We start from the raw sequence: 15053 nt of genomic DNA, 5'->3' as shown, positions 1-15053 counted from the left end.
GATCCAATGGTTTTTGGAGGTGTTTGTTATGCAGGCAGAACGCTTGAGTGATGAAGTGCGTGGATTGTTGGAAGCTGCCCAGCAGCAAGCCGTTATGAATTACAACCAGGAACTGACCACCGTCCATCTGCTGTCCGCCATGTGCAGCCAGCCGGACGGGTTCTTCAAGTTTGTGCTGAAGAGCCTGAACGTGGATGAGGCCCAGTTCAGCCGGGAGGTGGACCGTCTGCTGAAGCAGATCCCTTCCGTGAAGGGGTCCGATCAGCTGAGCATGAGCACGGGCCTGGCCCGGGTGTTCGCCCTGGCGGAAAAAGCCGCCGGCCAGAACCCGGTGACTGCATCCCATCTGCTGGCCGCCCTGTGTGAAGACGGGGATGCGGAAGTGGTGGAACTGTGCAAAAAGTACGGGATCACCCGCAGTGCCATCCGGGGGCTCATCGACAAATATGAAAACAATGGGGATGCGGATGAAAACCGCAAGACCCTGGAGAAATTCGGCCAGGACCTGACCCAGAAAGCCCGGGACGGGAAGCTGGATCCGGTAATCGGCCGTGACGATGAGATCCGCCGGACCATTGAAATCCTGTCCCGCCGGAAAAAGAACAACCCGGTGCTGATCGGTGAACCGGGCGTGGGCAAAACCGCCATTGTGGAAGGCCTGGCCCGCCGGATTGTGGCCGGGGACGTGCCGGAATCCCTGAAGAACAAGACCCTGTATGCCCTGGACCTGGCGTCTTTGGTGGCTGGGGCCAAGTACAGAGGGGAATTTGAGGAACGGTTGAAGAAAGTCCTGAAAATCGTGTCCGATTCTGCCGGCCAGATCATCATGTTCATCGATGAACTGCACACGGTGGTGGGGGCCGGGGCTTCTGAAGGCTCCATGGATGCGGGGAACATCCTGAAACCCATGCTGGCCAGAGGGGAACTCCGGTGCATCGGTGCCACCACCCTGAAGGAATACCGGAAATACATTGAAAAGGATTCCGCCCTGGAACGGCGTTTCCAGCCGGTGCTGGTGAAGGAACCCAGTGTGGAGGACACCATTTCCATCCTGAGAGGGCTGAAGGAACGGTACGAAGTCCATCATGGGGTCCGGATCAAGGATTCCGCCCTGGTGGCTGCTGCCACGTTGAGCAACCGGTACATCAATGACCGGTTCCTGCCGGACAAGGCCATCGACCTGGTGGATGAAGCCGCTGCCCGTCTGCGGGTGGAAATCGATTCCATGCCTACGGAACTGGATGAAAGCCGTCGCCGGATGCTCCAGCTCCAGATCGAGGAACAGGCCCTGTCCAAGGAAGAGGACGATGCTTCCAAGGCCCGTCTGGAAAAGATCAAAGAGGAACTGGCCAAACTGAAGGGCGAGAACGACAAGCTCATGGACCAGTGGAAAGCCGAAAAGGGCGGCATTGCCAAGATCCGTCAAGTCAAGAAGGATATGGACAATGTGAAGAAGGAAATGGAAGAAGCGGAACGGTCCTATGACCTGAACCGTCTGGCGGAACTGAAGTACGGCAAGCTGCCGGAACTCCAGAAACAGCTGGCGGCCCTGGAAAAAGAGGAACATTCCGACAAACGCCTGCTGAAGGAAGAAGTGGACGAGGATGATATCGCCAAGGTGGTGAGCACCTGGACGGGCATCCCTGTGAACCGTCTGATGGAAGGAGAAAAGAAGAAACTGGCGCATCTGCCGGAAATCCTCCACAAACGGGTGATCGGCCAGGACGAAGCGGTGGAAGCTGTCAGCGAAGCCGTAATCCGGGCCCGGGCCGGGATCAAGGATCCCAACAAACCCATCGGTTCCTTCATCTTCCTGGGGCCTACCGGTGTGGGCAAGACCGAACTGGCCAAAGCCCTGGCGGAAGTGCTGTTCAATGATGAAAAGAGCATTATCCGTATCGATATGAGTGAATACATGGAGAAACATACGGTGTCCCGTCTGATCGGTGCCCCTCCTGGATATGTGGGCTATGAAGAAGGGGGCCAGCTGACGGAAGCGGTGCGGCGCCATCCTTATTCCGTGATCCTGTTCGATGAAATCGAAAAGGCTCACCCGGATGTGTTCAACGTACTGCTCCAGGTGCTGGACGACGGCCGTTTGACTGACGGCCAGGGCCGTATGGTGGACTTCAAGAATACCCTGATCATCATGACCAGCAACCTGGGGTCCCATGAGATCATGGAAAAGAAGGGCAACATCAGCAAGGACGAAGTCCGGAGCATGCTGATGAAGTTCTTCCGGCCGGAATTCCTGAACCGGGTGGACGACATTGTGGTGTTCAAACCTCTCCAGGAAGAACAGCTGAAGGATATCGTACGGTTGATCCTGAACCATCTGGGCAGCCGGCTCCACAGCCAGCTGGAACTGACCCTGACGGCCACCGACGAAGCCGTTGCCTACCTGGCCAAAGCCGGGTTCGACCCTGCCTTTGGGGCCCGTCCTCTGAAGAGACTGATTGTCCATACGGTGGAAACCGTAGTGAGCAACAAGATCGTCCAGGGCGAGATCCAGAGAGGGGACCATATCGAAGTGGTTCTCCAGAACGGGAACATCGACGTGGTGAAGAAGTGAATAAAAACAGGGACTGCTGCCTGGGCAACAGTCCCTGTTTTTTTGTCAGCTGTCAATAGTCAGCGGCCGAAGGAGACCATCTGCCAGGGGCAGATGCTCCTGAAGGGAAACGCAGCCTTACGGCTGCTAACCCACCACCAGCCTGGCGGCTGGTCCCCAGCTACGGCATAAGCGACCTCGCTATCCGCTGAAGCGGATGCTCCCTGCTTACGCCCTTGAAAAGGGCGGATAGACAGTACGCGGGCTGCTGCCCTTGTACTGAAAAGCAATGGGCGCCAGCCCGAGCGTATATCCGCCCTTTGCAAGGGCGGGGGTATCCATGCGCAGCATGGGTGGTGGGTTAGCAGCGCCAGCTGCGTTTCCATTCAATAAAATTTGTCTGCAAATTTTATCATTCGGCCATTGACGATTGACAATTGACCATTGACAGGGCTGCTGCAGCGCAGCAGCCCCCCTTTTTACCCCTCCAGTACGTGGAGGATCCGGTACAGTTTTTCTTTCAAATCGGCCACTTCTTCGGCTGTGAACAGGGGACCTTTCCGGTTGATCAGGCAGCCCATGGCATGGGGGACTTTCAGGGCCTTGTCCCGGAGGGCCAGTCCATCGGGGGTGATTTCCACCACCACCACCCGTTCGTCGTCGGGCTTTCGGTAGCGCTTCACATAGCCCTGGGCCTCCAGCTTCTTCAGCACTGGGGTCAGGGTCCCGGAATCCAGGTACAGCCGTTCGCCCAAGTGGTGTATGGTAGTGGCCTTTTCTTCCCAGAGCACCATCATGGTTACATACTGGGCATAGGTGAGGCCGATTTCTTTCAGGAAGGGAGTATAGGCAGCTACGATTTTCCGGGCGCTGGCATACAGGGGGAAGCAGAGCTGGTTTCCCAGCAGCAGGGGATTGCAGGCATCCTTTTCATTCATATCGATCATACCTCCGGTACGGAAAAACTTTTGATTACACTTTATTGTAACAGGAAAAGAACATGAGAACAAATTAAATTTAGCAAAATTAAATTTGACAAAATTAAATAAAACGGGTATAATGGGTTTCACAAGAGGCCGATGGCCAGAAGAAAAGAAACAGAAAGCTCCGCTTTACGGGGGCAAGGGAAAACAGGAGGAAAAGACAATGAGCATTTACGGACAGACCAAAGGAACGGAACTGGAAGCTATGGCAAAAAACATGATGCAGGGAGAAGCCAACGGCACCATGATGTATTATGCACTGGCCCGGCTGGCCAAAGAACAGGGCTATGAAGATCTGGTGCCCCTGTTCATCGAAGCCGCCAACCAGGAAGCGGTCCATGCGGGCTTCTATGCCGTGCTCAACGGGAAATATCCCCAGGATTTCTGGGGCCTGGTGAAAACCCTCCAAAAAGCGGAAACCAATGGGGAGGCCCAGGTAAAGGGCATGGCGGACAAGGTGCGGGCTGCCGGGTTTGCCGAAGCGGCTGACGAAATGGAAGTGTTTGCCAAACAGGAAGGCCACCATGGGGAACTGATGGCGGAAATCCTGGCCCGGTATCCTCAGGCAGAGAAAAAGGAAAAGGCCAAAAAGGTGTATGTGTGCCCGGTCTGCGGCTATGAATACGAAGGGGACATCAACAGCGAAAGCGACGACTGGGTCTGCCCTCTCTGCGGCCAGCCCAAAAGTGCGTTCAAGGAAGTAAAATAAGAGGATGAAAAACAGGGGGTGCTGCACATACCGTGCAACACCCCCTTCTTGACATTTCCGGGAATTTTTTCTACTATGTACTCTCAGAATGTATTTTTGTGTCTGAAGGTGAAACTGTTGGAAAACGAAAATCCTGCTTTTGTGCGCCGGGCGGATGCCCGGCTGTTTCTGTCCATACTGGCCGCGGGACTTCTGTCCTTTACCGGGGTGGTCATCGAAACGGCCATGAACGTGACCTTCCCCACCCTGATGGAGGAATTTTCCGTGAGCACCTCCACGGTCCAGTGGCTTACCACCGGATATCTGCTGGTGCTGGCCACGGTGATCCCCACGTCCAGCTACCTGAAGCAGCGGTTCCCTCTGAAAGGGCTTTTTGTGGCCGGGAATCTCCTGTTCCTTACCGGGACGGTGCTGGATGGCCTGGCCGGGAACTTTCCTCTGCTCCTGTTGGGACGGCTGCTCCAGGGGGCGGGTACAGGCATTGGCCTGCCTCTGATGTTCAATCTGGTGCTGGAACAGGCGCCGCTGGACAAAATCGGCACCATGATGGGGGCCGCCATGCTGGTGTGCGCCCTGGCTCCGGCGGTGGGGCCTTCTCTGGGCGGGTACATCATCGGCCATTTCGGCTGGCGGATGATCTTTGCCGCCCTGGTGCCCGGGCTGCTGTTTTCCCTGGCGGTGGGGATCTGTGCCATCCGCCAGTCTTCGGCCTGGGGGCCCCGGCCTTTTGACGGGTTCGGCCTGGGCTGCCTGCTGGTGGCCCTGCCCTGTCTGCTGCTTTTGTGCAGCTACGGGACGGTGCTGCCGGCCCCGGGTCTTTTGGCCCTGGCAGGGCTGATGGTGCTGGCCCTGGCCGTCTTTGTCCGTCAGGAAAACCGGCTCCGGAAGGCCGGGTCCACCCCGCTGCTGAACCTCCAGGTGTTCCAGGTGCCGGCCTTTGACGGGGCGGTGCTGGGGCTGTTGCTGGTCCAGTTCCTGTGCCTGGGAGTGGGCTTCCTGCTTCCCAATTATGCCCAGATCGTCCTGGGGTCCGATCCTTTTGCCGCCGGGTGCATCCTGCTTCCCGGGTGCCTTTTGGGGGCGGCCCTGGCCCCTGTAAGCGGCCGGCTCTATGACCGGCTGGGGGCCCGGAAGCCCCTCATCCTGGGCAGCTGTGCCATTATCCTCAGTTTCGGGCTGTACCAGCTGGCTCTGGGAAAGGCGGCCATTCCCGGGCTTACGGCCATTTATGTGGTGTTCACCCTGGGCCAGGGGCTGTCCGCCGGGAACATTCTGACCTATGCCCTGGAAAACCTGCCGGAATCCATCCAGCCGGACGGGAACGCGGTGTGCAACACCCTTCAGCAGCTGGCCGGGGCAGTGGGGACTTCCGTCTGTGCGGCCCTGGTGGCCGCCGGTCAGACAGGACGGGCCCTGGCCCAAGGCACCAGCCTGGGCACTGCCCACGCCTTCCATCTGCTGCTGGTCCTGGCCCTGTGTCAGGGAGCCTGCATGGTGTGGGCGCTGGGGAAAAATCGGCAGGCAGTCTCTAGTCACTAGTCTCCTGTTGAAGGATACCATCTGCCTGGGGGCAGATGCTGCTGAGTGGAAAAGGCAGCCCTACGGCTGCTAACCCACCACCCATGCTGCGCATGGATACCCCCGCCCTTGAAAAGGGCGGATATACGCTGGGGCTTACGCCCTTTGCTTTATGTGGGTACCAGGGCGTAAGCCCACATACCCATTATCCGCCCTCTGCAAGGGCGGGGGACCAGCCGTAAGGCTGGTGGTGGGTTAGCAGCGCCAGCTGCGTTTTCCTTTCAAAGAACCTGGCCATAGGACAGGTTCTATCCAAAAAACGATACCTATGGCTTGCGACTCCAAAAGGGGCCGCCCGCTCCGTGTATCAAAGGAGGCTCATCATGTCATTTGGCAAAGGGAAAGAATATCTGGATACCAGGGGATCTGGGGGACCGGATCTTCGTTTTGGAATAACGAATAAGGAAGGATGTTGTTTATGAATCCACTGATTGCACCGGAAAACACCTGGCTGCTGCTGGCCCTGACCTGCGGGGTGGTGGCAGGCTCCATCTGGCTGGAACAGACCTATGCCTGGGCCTCTCGGATTTCCGGGGCCGTACTGGCCCTGGTGGCGGCCATTGTGCTGGTGAACCTGAACGTGATCCCCAGCCATGCCCCCATTTATGACGATATCATCTGGGGATACGCCGTACCCCTGGCCATTCCTCTGCTGCTGCTCCAGGCCAACCTGACGAAGATCTGGCAGGAAACCGGCCGGCTGCTGTTCATTTTCCTCATCGGGGCGGTGGGGACCGTGTGCGGCGCCGTGCTGGGCTGCTGGCTTTTGGGGAGCCGGATCGACGGGCTGGCCAAGGTGGCGGCCATGATGACCGGGTCCTACATCGGAGGCGGGGTCAATTTCGTGGCCCTGGCCGACGCCTTCCACACGGAAGGGACCCTGGTTTCCGCTACGGTGGTGGCGGACAACCTGAATATGGCGGTGTATTTCCTGGTACTGCTGAAATGTGTGGGCAGCGCCTTTTTCCAGAAACACTATCCCCATCCCCACATGGACCGGGTGGCCCGGGAAGGACGGGAAGACGCTCAGACCCAGGCGGCAGCCTACTGGCAGCCCAAGAACATTTCCTTAAAGGACATTGCCCTGGACCTGTTCTATGCGGTGGCGGTGGTGACCCTGTCCCAGAACCTGGGGAAGGCCCTGGGGGCCGCCATTCCCACCGGCAGCGGCCTGGGACACATGGCCAATACCTTCTTCAGCAGCCAGTATGTGTGGATCACCCTGTTTTCCATGGGGTTCGCCACCTTTTTTGAAAAACAGGCGGCAGCCCTGGCCGGAGCCCAGGAAATCGGCACCTATTTCATCTACCTGTTCTTCTTCGCCATCGGGGTGCCCGCTTCCATCCTGGAAATCCTCCGGAACGCGCCGCTGCTGTTCGTGTTCTGCTTCCTGATGGTGGTGGTGAACATGGCCTTCTGCTTTGTGGGAGGGAAACTGTTCCATTTCAGCCTGGAAGACATCGTCCTGGCTTCCAATGCCAACATCGGAGGCCCCACCACCGCGGCAGGAATGGCCATTTCCCAGGGCTGGACGGCCCTGGTGGGCCCCAGCATGCTGGTAGGCACCTTCGGCTATGTAATCGGTACCTATCTGGGTATGGTGGTCGGGGGAATATTGGGGGCGTGAAAAAGGGACTGTTGCTCTTGCAACAGTCCCTTTGCTTTCCCCTTTATCCGCTCCGCATCTTCCCCTTCCACCAGGGTGGGACGGTAATCGTTCCAGTCCGGGGTGGAGGAGATCCGGCAGGGGATCACTTTTCCCGGGTCCGTTCCCACCAGATGGCCGTCCCGGAACCGGAAGGTCTGCTGGTAGATGAAGGTGTCCTTGTCTCCCGGGTTGCTGTTGCCTCCGAAACAGAAATTCCCCAGGCTGTAGCAGATGGTCTTTCCCTTGTAGGTTTCCAGAGGCTGGATCACATGGGGATGGGCCCCCAGCACCAGGTCGGCTCCGTGATCCACCGCCAGATGGGCCAGCCACACCTGGTCCTCATCCGGATGGGTTTCCAGTTCGCTGCCCCAGTGGAAATAGACCACTTTCAGCCGGGCCCCTTTTTCCCTGATTTTGGCCAGTTCTGCCACCAGCTGATCGGCGGCCCCGGCTTCCAGGGCGTTGATTCCCACCAGGCCTACGGGGATTCCCTTTACCGGGAGGATCTGGCTTTCCTCATAGCCGAAGGGCATAATCCCGTTGTCTCCCAGGGTCTTGAAGGTGTCCCAGTACCCGTCGTTCCCATAGTCGTAACTGTGGTTGTTGGCCAGGGAGGCGGCTTCCACGCTGCCGGCTTTCAGCACTTCCACATAGGCCGGATCGCCCCGGAAGGCGAAGGTCTTGTCCTGGCGCTGGCCCCGGGTGGTGAGAGGGCCTTCCAGGTTCACCACCGTCAGGTCGTCCTTGGCAAAAACGGACTGGACGCCTGCCAGGAATACGGAACCATCTCCGCCGGCGGCGTCCCAGGCAGCCGGGAAGGTGGCCTCATAGCCAAAGCTTTCTTCCGTGCCCAGGGTGCAGTCCCCGGCGGCACTGAGGGTCACGGTGGTGATGGGGTCCTCCGGAGGCCGGGGTGCCGGAGCGGGAGAGACAGGGGCCGCCGGGGCCGGGAGAGTTTCCGGCAATTCGGGAGATGCTTCCGGAGCCGCAGGAGCGGCTGCCGGGGCGGCAGGGGTTTCCGCCGGGACCGGCGCCGGTACCTTACGGGCTCCCAGAGACGCCGGGGAGGCCAGGGCGGGAGCTGCCAGAAAGGTCAGGGCCGCCAGACAGGAGATGAACAGGGTGGAAATGGGATGGGTCATAGAGCAGGTTCCTTTCTCTGAAATTTCAGTCCTTATCATAATGAGCCGCATAGCGGCTCGGTCTCGAGTCTCGAGTCTCGAGCCAAATGAAAAATTTGCAGGCAAATCTTTGAACGTGTAAATCGGTACCGTAGGGGCTGCACGCCGGGCAGCCCGCCAAATCATCGATGATCTGCGCATTTTGCGGGGCGCCGGGCCTGCGCCCCCTACGGTTATACACAATAAGAAGAACCTGGCCGAAGGACAGGTTCTATCCAGCGGTCCGAGACTCATGACTCGAGACCCGAGACCTGAAGAGGAGGCTGTTGCTCTTGCAACAGCCTCCTCTCTACATTTTCCACCCAAAATGATCCGTGTGGAGGAGTTTTTCTGCTTTGGGGCTCAGGGGTTTGCCCAAAAATTCCCGGTACAGCCGCTGGACCTGGGGATTCTGGTGGGAGAACCGGAGATGGCTGTGCTTGTCCAGGGTCCGGAGCTCTTCTCCCCGGACGCCTTCCAGCTCCACATCCTCCTGGGGAATGGGCTGGCCGCCTCCTCCGGCACAGCCGCCGGGACAGGCCATCACTTCCACGAAATCGTAATGGACTTCTTTCCGCTTCAGGGCCTGGATCAGCTGCCGGGTGTTCCCCAGGCCGCTGACCACGGCACAGCGGATTTCTTTGCCGGCCATGGTGTACACCGCATCCCGGAGCCCTGTACCGTTCCGCAAAGGAGCAAACAGGTCCGGATCGGGATTTTCCCCGGTCAGGGTGGCGTAGGCTGTACGGAGAGCCGCTTCCAGTACCCCGCCGGTGGTGCCGAAAATGGTCCCGGCTCCCGTAAAGGTGCCCATGGGATCATCCAGCGGCTCTTCCGGCATGAGGGCCGGATCCAGGTGGTCCGCCCGGAGCATCCGGATGAATTCCCGGGTGGTGAGGGCCAGGTCCACATCGGGTCCGTAAGGCCCCTGCATGGTGGGCAGGGCACATTCCGCCTTTTTGGCCAGGCAGGGCATGATGGAAACGCAGTACAGCTTTTCCGGAGGCACCTGGAGCTTTTCCGCCAGCCAGGTCTTGGCAATGGCCCCGAACATCTGCTGGGGGGATTTGGAGGTGGACAGCCGTCCGGTCAGTTCCGGATACTGGCCCTTCAGGAACCGGACCCAGCCGGGGCAGCAGCTGGTGAACATGGGGAACTCTTTCGTGTCCCCGGCCTGGAACCGTTCCAGGAATTCATTGGCTTCTTCCATAATGGTGAGGTCCGCCCCGAAGGTGGTGTCGTACACATGGTCGAACCCCAGCTGCCGGAGGGCCGCCGCCATTTTCCCGATGGTCCCCTGCTCCCGGGGCAGGCCGAAGGCTTCGCACCAGGCCGTCCGCACCGCCGGAGCCACCTGGACCAGGGTCACTTTGTCCGGGTCCGCCAGGGCTTCGTAGAGTTTGTCCGTATCGTCCCGTTCCCGGAGCCCGGCCACCGGACAGTGGGTGATGCACTGGCCGCACAGGGTGCAGTCCGAATCCTTGATTACCCGGTTCCCGGACACATCCACCGTGGTCCGTCCCCCGGTGCCCGCCACGTCCCAGATGTGCATGGCCTGGATCTTGTCGCAGACCTGGATGCAGCGCATGCATTTGATGCATTTGTTGTAGTCGTGGAACAGGGGGTAGGTGGTGGTCCAGGCCCGGCGCAGGCCTTTGGGCAGCTGTTCCTCATAGGGATTGTCGTGGATCCCCAGGCTGTTGGCCAGGGACTGGAGCCGGCAGTTGCCGCTGCGGACACAGACGGCGCACCGGCAGTCGTGTTGGGAGAGGATCAGTTCCACGTTGATCTTCCGGGTTTCCCGGACCCGGGGAGAATGGGTGTGGACCACCATGCCCTCTTTGACAGGACTGTTGCAGGCGGTGATCATCCCCGGTTCTCCTTCCACCTCCACACAGCACACCCGGCAGGCGGCGATTTCGTTGAGGCCTTTCAGATAGCACAGGTGGGGGATCTGGATCCGGGCCTGCCGGGCCGCTTCCATAATGGTGGTCCCTTCCGGCACCTGGATGATTTTGCCGTCAATGGTACAGGTTACCATTCCCGATTCCTCCCTCCTTTAAAGCTGCCGTAGCCAAAGTGGTCACAGCGCAGACACCGGCTGGCTTCCTGATGGGCTTCTTCCGGGGTCATCCCTTCCGCCACCAGACGGAAATCTCCCACACAGTCCGGAGTGCAGTGGTGCTTCAGGTTCACCCGGCCGCAGGGAGGGGTCTGGGTGAAGTAGGCGTCGGGGATCTCTACCTGGCAGGAAATCCGGTGGTGGCAGCCGAAGAAGGAATCGATGTTGTCGGCGGCCACTTTCCCGGCGGCCACTGCCCGGATCACTGTGGCGGGACCGGAAACCGCATCCCCGCCGGCAAACAGGTTCCCCAGGCCTGGGATGCTGGTGGACAGATCCGCCTGGATGGCCCCCCGGTGGGTGGTGACCCCGATGGCCTCAAAAGGCTTGGTGACAATGGACTGGCCGATGGCCACAATCAGGATGTCGCAGGGGAACCGCCGTTCCGGCAGATCCGCCTTTATGGGGTTTGGCCGGTCCTTTCCATTGTAGGGGCCGATATGCTGGGGCTGGGTCCAGATGGCCGTTACCTGGCCCGCTGCGTTGGTTTCAATCCGGCTGGGGGCTTCCAGGGTGACGATTTCGCAGCCTTCCGCCATGGCCGCCTGGATCTCTTCCGGCAGAGCGGTCATATCTTCCAGCCGGCGCCGGTACAGGCACTGGACGGAAGCCGCCCCCAGCCGTTTGGCCGTGCGGGTGGCGTCCATGGACACGTTGCCGCCCCCGATGATGCAGACCCGTTTGCCGGTGAAATCCGGAACCCGGCCTTCCCCGATGTCCCGGAGCAGCCGGACGGCACTGTACACCCCCTGGGCGTCTTCCCCGGGGATATGGAGCTTCTTGTCGCTGTGGGCCCCGATGGCGATGTACACCGCATCATACTGCTGCTGGAGCTTTTCCACCGGAATGTCCGTCCCCACGGAAACTCCGGTGCGGACCTGGATCCCGGTGGTGAGGATGTAGTCCAGGTCTCGGTCCAGCACTTCCAGGGGCAGACGGTAGTCCGGGATCCCGTACCGGAGCATGCCGCCCAGCTGGGGCCGCTGTTCGTATACGGTGACGCTGTGGCCCATAAGAGCCAGATAGTAGGCTGCCGTCAGGCCTCCCGGGCCGCCTCCGATCACCGCCACGGTCTTGCCGGTGGCAGGGGCGGGCTTTGGCGCCCGGGCCGGTTTGGCATGGTCCACGGCAAACCGCTTCAGCCCGCAGATGTTCACCGGGGCGTCCACCATCCCCCGGCGGCAGTGGTGTTCGCAGGGATGCTCGCATACATAGGCGCAGGCGGCGGGGAAGGGATTGTCCTTCCGGATCAGTTCCAGGGCGTCTTCATACCGGCCTTCCCGGATGAGCGCCACATAACCGGGAATATCCACATGGGCCGGGCAGGTGGACACACAGGGCACCGGGTGGCTGAGACCGCAGATGCACCGGCCGGTGAGCACGTGCTCCTTATAATCCTCCCGGAAGCCCCGGACCCCCTTCAGTACCATATAGGCCGCCTCGTAGCCGATGGCACAGTCCGAAGAAGAGGCGATGCTCCGGGCGGTCCGTTCAATAAGGTCGATGGTGTCCAGGGTGGCCGTCCGGTCCAGCACCCGTTCAATGAGCACCTCCAGCTGGCCCAGGCCCACCCGGCAGGGCACGCATTTGCCGCAGCTCTGGGCATGGCAGAACCGGAGAAAGTTCAGGGCCATGTCCACCGGGCACAGCCCCGGAGAACTGGCACTGATCCTTCGGTGCATATCCTGATACAAACCGTTCAGGACCGTCTGGGCCCGTCCCGGTGTTTCGATCTGTAAGCGACGCACGATTTTCTCCCCCTCCATGAATTTTCAGTATGGAATCCGGAAACAGAATGAACAGATACGATATTATTTTACCGTTCAGAAGCAAAGAGTGTCAACTGATTCGGTGAAAAAATCTGATAAATCGGGGGGGTGTGAAATTCCTAAAAATTACTAGGAATTCACCTTTCCTTTTGGAAAATTCTATAGTACAATTATAGGAAATTATTCTTGCTGCGAGGAGGAACCATGAAAATCTCTACCAAGGGACGGTATGCCCTGCGCCTGATGATCGATCTGGCCATCAACGGCACCGAATCCTATGTACCTATTAAAAGCGTCTCTCAGAGACAGGAAATCTCAGAAAAATACCTGGAACAGATCATTACCCAGCTCTCCCGCGCCAAACTGGTTAAAAGTGCCAGAGGAGCCCAGGGAGGATACAAACTGGTCCGTGATCCCAAAGACTATACCGCCGGAGAGATCCTCCGGGCCGTGGAAGGGTCCCTGGCTCCCGTGGCCTGCCTGGAACCCGGCCACGCAATCTGCAGCCGGGCCGCCCACTGCGTCACCCTGGACCTGTGGAAAGAAATCCAGGATGCCATCGACAACATCGTGGACAACACCACCCTGGCAGATCTGGTGGAAAAGCAGGAAAAGAAGGGGATGTGAATTTTTCACACTCCCCTTTCCGATTTTTCCTTGCACACTTCTCCCGGAAGCGCTATAATACTACGTATTGGGGCACTAGCTCAGCTGGGAGAGCGCAAGGTTCGCAATCTTGAGGTCAGGGGTTCGATCCCCCTGTGCTCCACCAGACTAAAAGCAAGCATCCATGCGGGGTTTGACCGTGTGGGTGCTTTTTTGTGCGCAAAAAGAGAGTGCTGCATAAAACATGCAGCACTCTCTTTTTTCCTTATTCTATTTTCACTGCCATGCGCAGCCGTTCGATGCTCTGGGTCAGGTTCTCCAGTTTCTCTTCCATGCGTACCAGCAGGTACCAGGAAATGACCATGGGGAATCCGTACTGGGCAGCCTGGCCGGCCAGCAGGGACAGGTCCTCCATGGGTTAGCCCTCGGTGACTTCGTCAGTTCCGTCAGAGAGCAGATCCTTGACATCGGTCACTTTGGCCCCCTGGATGGTTTCCACAGGAATGCCGTTCTTGGTGAGGAAGACTTTGCTTTCCACCACTTTGTTCATCACCGGCAGCACCATTTCCCGGTCCACGTCAGAGCGGGGGTTCACGATGCGGATGTTTTTGGTCGCTTTTTCGCTGTCCTTGAAAATCAGGTCCAGTTTTCTGGAATCTGCCATTGTGCACTACCTCCTTTACGCCACTTCTTCCAGGGTATGCCGTTCCACGATGTACATCCCCTTGGGAGCTTCTGCCATCAGCCCGCCGAATTCCTTGCCCACTTCCGCCAGTTTTTCAGGGGTGGCATCGGTGGACAGCTTTTCGTAGCTGATGTTCTTGAATTTGGGCTGGTCATTTTTGTCCACCCCGTTGCTGATTTCCAGCTGCAGGGTCACTGCGGTGAGGTTCTTCTGGATTGCCATTTTCATTCCTCCTTTGGATTGTCAGGATAAGGTTGCATCACAGGGTGTAAGGGGGCGGGGCCCGGCAGGGCCGGGCCAGTCACTAGTCACTAGCCGATGGAGACCATCTGCCGGAGGCAGATGCTTCTGAAGGGAAACGCAGCCCCTGGGGGCTGCTAACCCACCACCATTGCGCAAGCGCAACGGTCCCCCGCCCTTGCAAAGGGCGGATATACGCTCGGGCTGACGCCCATTGCTGTATATAGGTATGCGGCCTAACGGTCCATTGCTTTATGTGGGTGCCAGGGCGTAAGCCCGCGTACCCACTATCCGCCCTTTTCAAGGGCGGGGGACCGGCCGACAGGCTGGTGGTGGGTTAGCAGCGTCAGCTGCGTCCTCATTCACAGGAACCCGGGTACGGGTTCCTTCCATAACGACTCACGATGAACGACAAACGATGAACCCACCTTTTACCCGCTTCACCCACTGATAATACAGTCCCTTCCCCCGGAGCACCGCCCCGCCGCTGCGCCATACTCCGTCATAGTCTTTCAGCTTCCACAGATCCCACCGTTCAAAAGCGGGCGTCCCGGCCATGCTTGGCCCGTAACCGTCCAGGTCGGCAGCCTCTGCATGGGTCATGATCTGGGCAGGCTCCAGAGGGAGTTTCCAGACATCTGACAGGGTGGCCAGCAGGATGGAAGTGCTTTCCACCTGCAGGGGAGTGGGGGGATAATCCCCCAGGTCGAAGGTGCCGTCTGCGTAGAGCATGGCATCTTTGGCACAGCACAGGGCAATGCCCAGGGCACCGGTATTCCGGTTCCAGGTGTGGGGGAGGATCCGGGTCCAGTCCCGGGTACTGGTTACCAGGCTCCCGTCCCCCCGGACCAGAAGGTGATAGTCCGGGAACAGCTGGTCATAGGTTCCAGCCGTCCAGTGCAGGTAGATTTTCTGGATGTGCCCACGGGCCCTGCGGGCCAGTTCCAGAACCTCCTGCCGTTTGATTGCTTCCATGTCACCGCCTCCTTACACTGTATAAGA

General features: G+C 59.1%; 13 protein-coding genes and 1 tRNA gene. 6 read left to right on the top strand and 8 right to left on the bottom strand.

From position 1 onward, the window contains the following. The first annotated feature begins 28 nt into the window (after positions 1-28). A complete protein-coding gene (clpB, locus tag ACZOF8_RS08950; protein WP_487426799.1) occupies positions 29-2572 on the top strand; it encodes an ATP-dependent chaperone ClpB in 2544 nt (847 codons plus the stop codon). Between the two features lie 458 nt (positions 2573-3030). Here clpB and ACZOF8_RS08945 read toward each other — a convergent pair whose 3' ends face one another. Next, positions 3031-3498 (bottom strand): MarR family winged helix-turn-helix transcriptional regulator, encoded by a 468-nt coding sequence (locus ACZOF8_RS08945; protein ID WP_487426798.1) that lies wholly within the window; start codon positions 3496-3498, stop codon positions 3031-3033. A 199-nt stretch (positions 3499-3697) separates the two neighbouring features. Here ACZOF8_RS08945 and ACZOF8_RS08940 point away from each other — a divergent pair, with 199 nt between their 5' ends. The 3 genes from ACZOF8_RS08940 to ACZOF8_RS08930 all read left to right on the top strand — a co-directional run bounded on the left by ACZOF8_RS08940 (position 3698) and on the right by ACZOF8_RS08930 (position 7448). Further along, positions 3698-4243, top strand: coding sequence for a rubrerythrin family protein (locus ACZOF8_RS08940; RefSeq protein WP_022488230.1), 546 nt, complete (start codon positions 3698-3700; stop codon positions 4241-4243). Positions 4244-4318: 75 nt separating this feature from the next. Continuing rightward, on the top strand, positions 4319-5782 hold the full coding sequence (locus ACZOF8_RS08935) for an MFS transporter (protein ID WP_487426797.1): 1464 nt from the start codon (positions 4319-4321) through the stop codon (positions 5780-5782). A gap of 457 nt (positions 5783-6239) precedes the next feature. Further along, positions 6240-7448: a DUF819 family protein gene (locus ACZOF8_RS08930; protein WP_154488629.1), complete on the top strand. Its 1209-nt coding sequence runs from the start codon at positions 6240-6242 to the stop codon at positions 7446-7448. Here the strand turns inward: ACZOF8_RS08930 and ACZOF8_RS08925 are convergent. From ACZOF8_RS08925 to ACZOF8_RS08915, 3 genes are all read right to left on the bottom strand, one after another. Continuing rightward, positions 7409-8611 carry a CapA family protein gene (locus tag ACZOF8_RS08925; RefSeq protein WP_487426796.1) on the bottom strand — a complete coding sequence of 401 codons (1203 nt, stop codon included), beginning with the start codon at positions 8609-8611 and terminating at the stop codon, positions 7409-7411. The genes ACZOF8_RS08930 and ACZOF8_RS08925 overlap by 40 nt on opposite strands. 328 nt (positions 8612-8939) lie before the next feature. After that, positions 8940-10670: a [FeFe] hydrogenase, group A gene (locus ACZOF8_RS08920; RefSeq protein ID WP_487426795.1), complete on the bottom strand. Its 1731-nt coding sequence runs from the start codon at positions 10668-10670 to the stop codon at positions 8940-8942. Beyond that, positions 10664-12499, bottom strand: a complete 1836-nt coding sequence (locus tag ACZOF8_RS08915; protein WP_329777389.1) for an NAD(P)-binding protein — start codon at positions 12497-12499, stop codon at positions 10664-10666. Before ACZOF8_RS08915 ends, ACZOF8_RS08920 begins: the two co-directional genes overlap by 7 nt. A gap of 225 nt (positions 12500-12724) precedes the next feature. Between ACZOF8_RS08915 and ACZOF8_RS08910 the strand changes: the two genes are divergently transcribed. Continuing rightward, on the top strand, positions 12725-13147 hold the full coding sequence (locus ACZOF8_RS08910; protein WP_022486653.1) for an RrF2 family transcriptional regulator: 423 nt from the start codon (positions 12725-12727) through the stop codon (positions 13145-13147). A gap of 69 nt (positions 13148-13216) precedes the next feature. After that, a tRNA-Ala gene (locus ACZOF8_RS08905) sits at positions 13217-13292 on the top strand. 99 nt (positions 13293-13391) lie between these two features. Here ACZOF8_RS08905 and ACZOF8_RS08900 read toward each other — a convergent pair. The 4 genes from ACZOF8_RS08900 to ACZOF8_RS08885 form a co-directional block, all read right to left on the bottom strand. Further along, positions 13392-13541: a YvrJ family protein gene (locus ACZOF8_RS08900; protein WP_441373896.1), complete on the bottom strand. Its 150-nt coding sequence runs from the start codon at positions 13539-13541 to the stop codon at positions 13392-13394. Positions 13542-13544: 3 nt separating this feature from the next. Beyond that, positions 13545-13790, bottom strand: coding sequence for a DUF2922 domain-containing protein (locus tag ACZOF8_RS08895; RefSeq protein WP_154487234.1), 246 nt, complete (start codon positions 13788-13790; stop codon positions 13545-13547). Positions 13791-13805: 15 nt separating this feature from the next. Further along, positions 13806-14033, bottom strand: a complete 228-nt coding sequence (locus ACZOF8_RS08890; RefSeq protein ID WP_195839581.1) for a DUF1659 domain-containing protein — start codon at positions 14031-14033, stop codon at positions 13806-13808. Between the two features lie 417 nt (positions 14034-14450). Further along, positions 14451-15026 carry a peptidoglycan recognition protein family protein gene (locus tag ACZOF8_RS08885; protein ID WP_441369032.1) on the bottom strand — a complete coding sequence of 192 codons (576 nt, stop codon included), beginning with the start codon at positions 15024-15026 and terminating at the stop codon, positions 14451-14453. Between the last annotated feature and the right edge of the window lie 27 nt (positions 15027-15053).

Source organism: Acidaminococcus sp. (assembly GCF_057597765.1).
This window is presented reverse-complemented; position numbering and strand designations above follow the sequence as displayed.

Bases quoted from the DNA above. Each gene is read 5' to 3' on its own strand.
- ACZOF8_RS08900 (WP_441373896.1), bottom strand. From the start codon at position 13,541: ATGGAGGACCTGTCCCTGCTGGCCGGCCAGGCTGCCCAGTACGGATTC.
- ACZOF8_RS08920 (WP_487426795.1), bottom strand. From the start codon at position 10,670: ATGGTAACCTGTACCATTGACGGCAAAATCATCCAGGTGCCGGAAGGG.
- ACZOF8_RS08890 (WP_195839581.1), bottom strand. From the start codon at position 14,033: ATGGCAATCCAGAAGAACCTCACCGCAGTGACCCTGCAGCTGGAAATC.
- ACZOF8_RS08940 (WP_022488230.1), top strand. From the start codon at position 3,698: ATGAGCATTTACGGACAGACCAAAGGAACGGAACTGGAAGCTATGGCA.
- ACZOF8_RS08925 (WP_487426796.1), bottom strand. From the start codon at position 8,611: ATGACCCATCCCATTTCCACCCTGTTCATCTCCTGTCTGGCGGCCCTG.
- ACZOF8_RS08885 (WP_441369032.1), bottom strand. From the start codon at position 15,026: ATGGAAGCAATCAAACGGCAGGAGGTTCTGGAACTGGCCCGCAGGGCC.
- ACZOF8_RS08945 (WP_487426798.1), bottom strand. From the start codon at position 3,498: ATGATCGATATGAATGAAAAGGATGCCTGCAATCCCCTGCTGCTGGGA.
- ACZOF8_RS08910 (WP_022486653.1), top strand. From the start codon at position 12,725: ATGAAAATCTCTACCAAGGGACGGTATGCCCTGCGCCTGATGATCGAT.
- ACZOF8_RS08935 (WP_487426797.1), top strand. From the start codon at position 4,319: ATGTACTCTCAGAATGTATTTTTGTGTCTGAAGGTGAAACTGTTGGAA.
- ACZOF8_RS08895 (WP_154487234.1), bottom strand. From the start codon at position 13,790: ATGGCAGATTCCAGAAAACTGGACCTGATTTTCAAGGACAGCGAAAAA.
- ACZOF8_RS08930 (WP_154488629.1), top strand. From the start codon at position 6,240: ATGAATCCACTGATTGCACCGGAAAACACCTGGCTGCTGCTGGCCCTG.
- clpB (WP_487426799.1), top strand. From the start codon at position 29: ATGCAGGCAGAACGCTTGAGTGATGAAGTGCGTGGATTGTTGGAAGCT.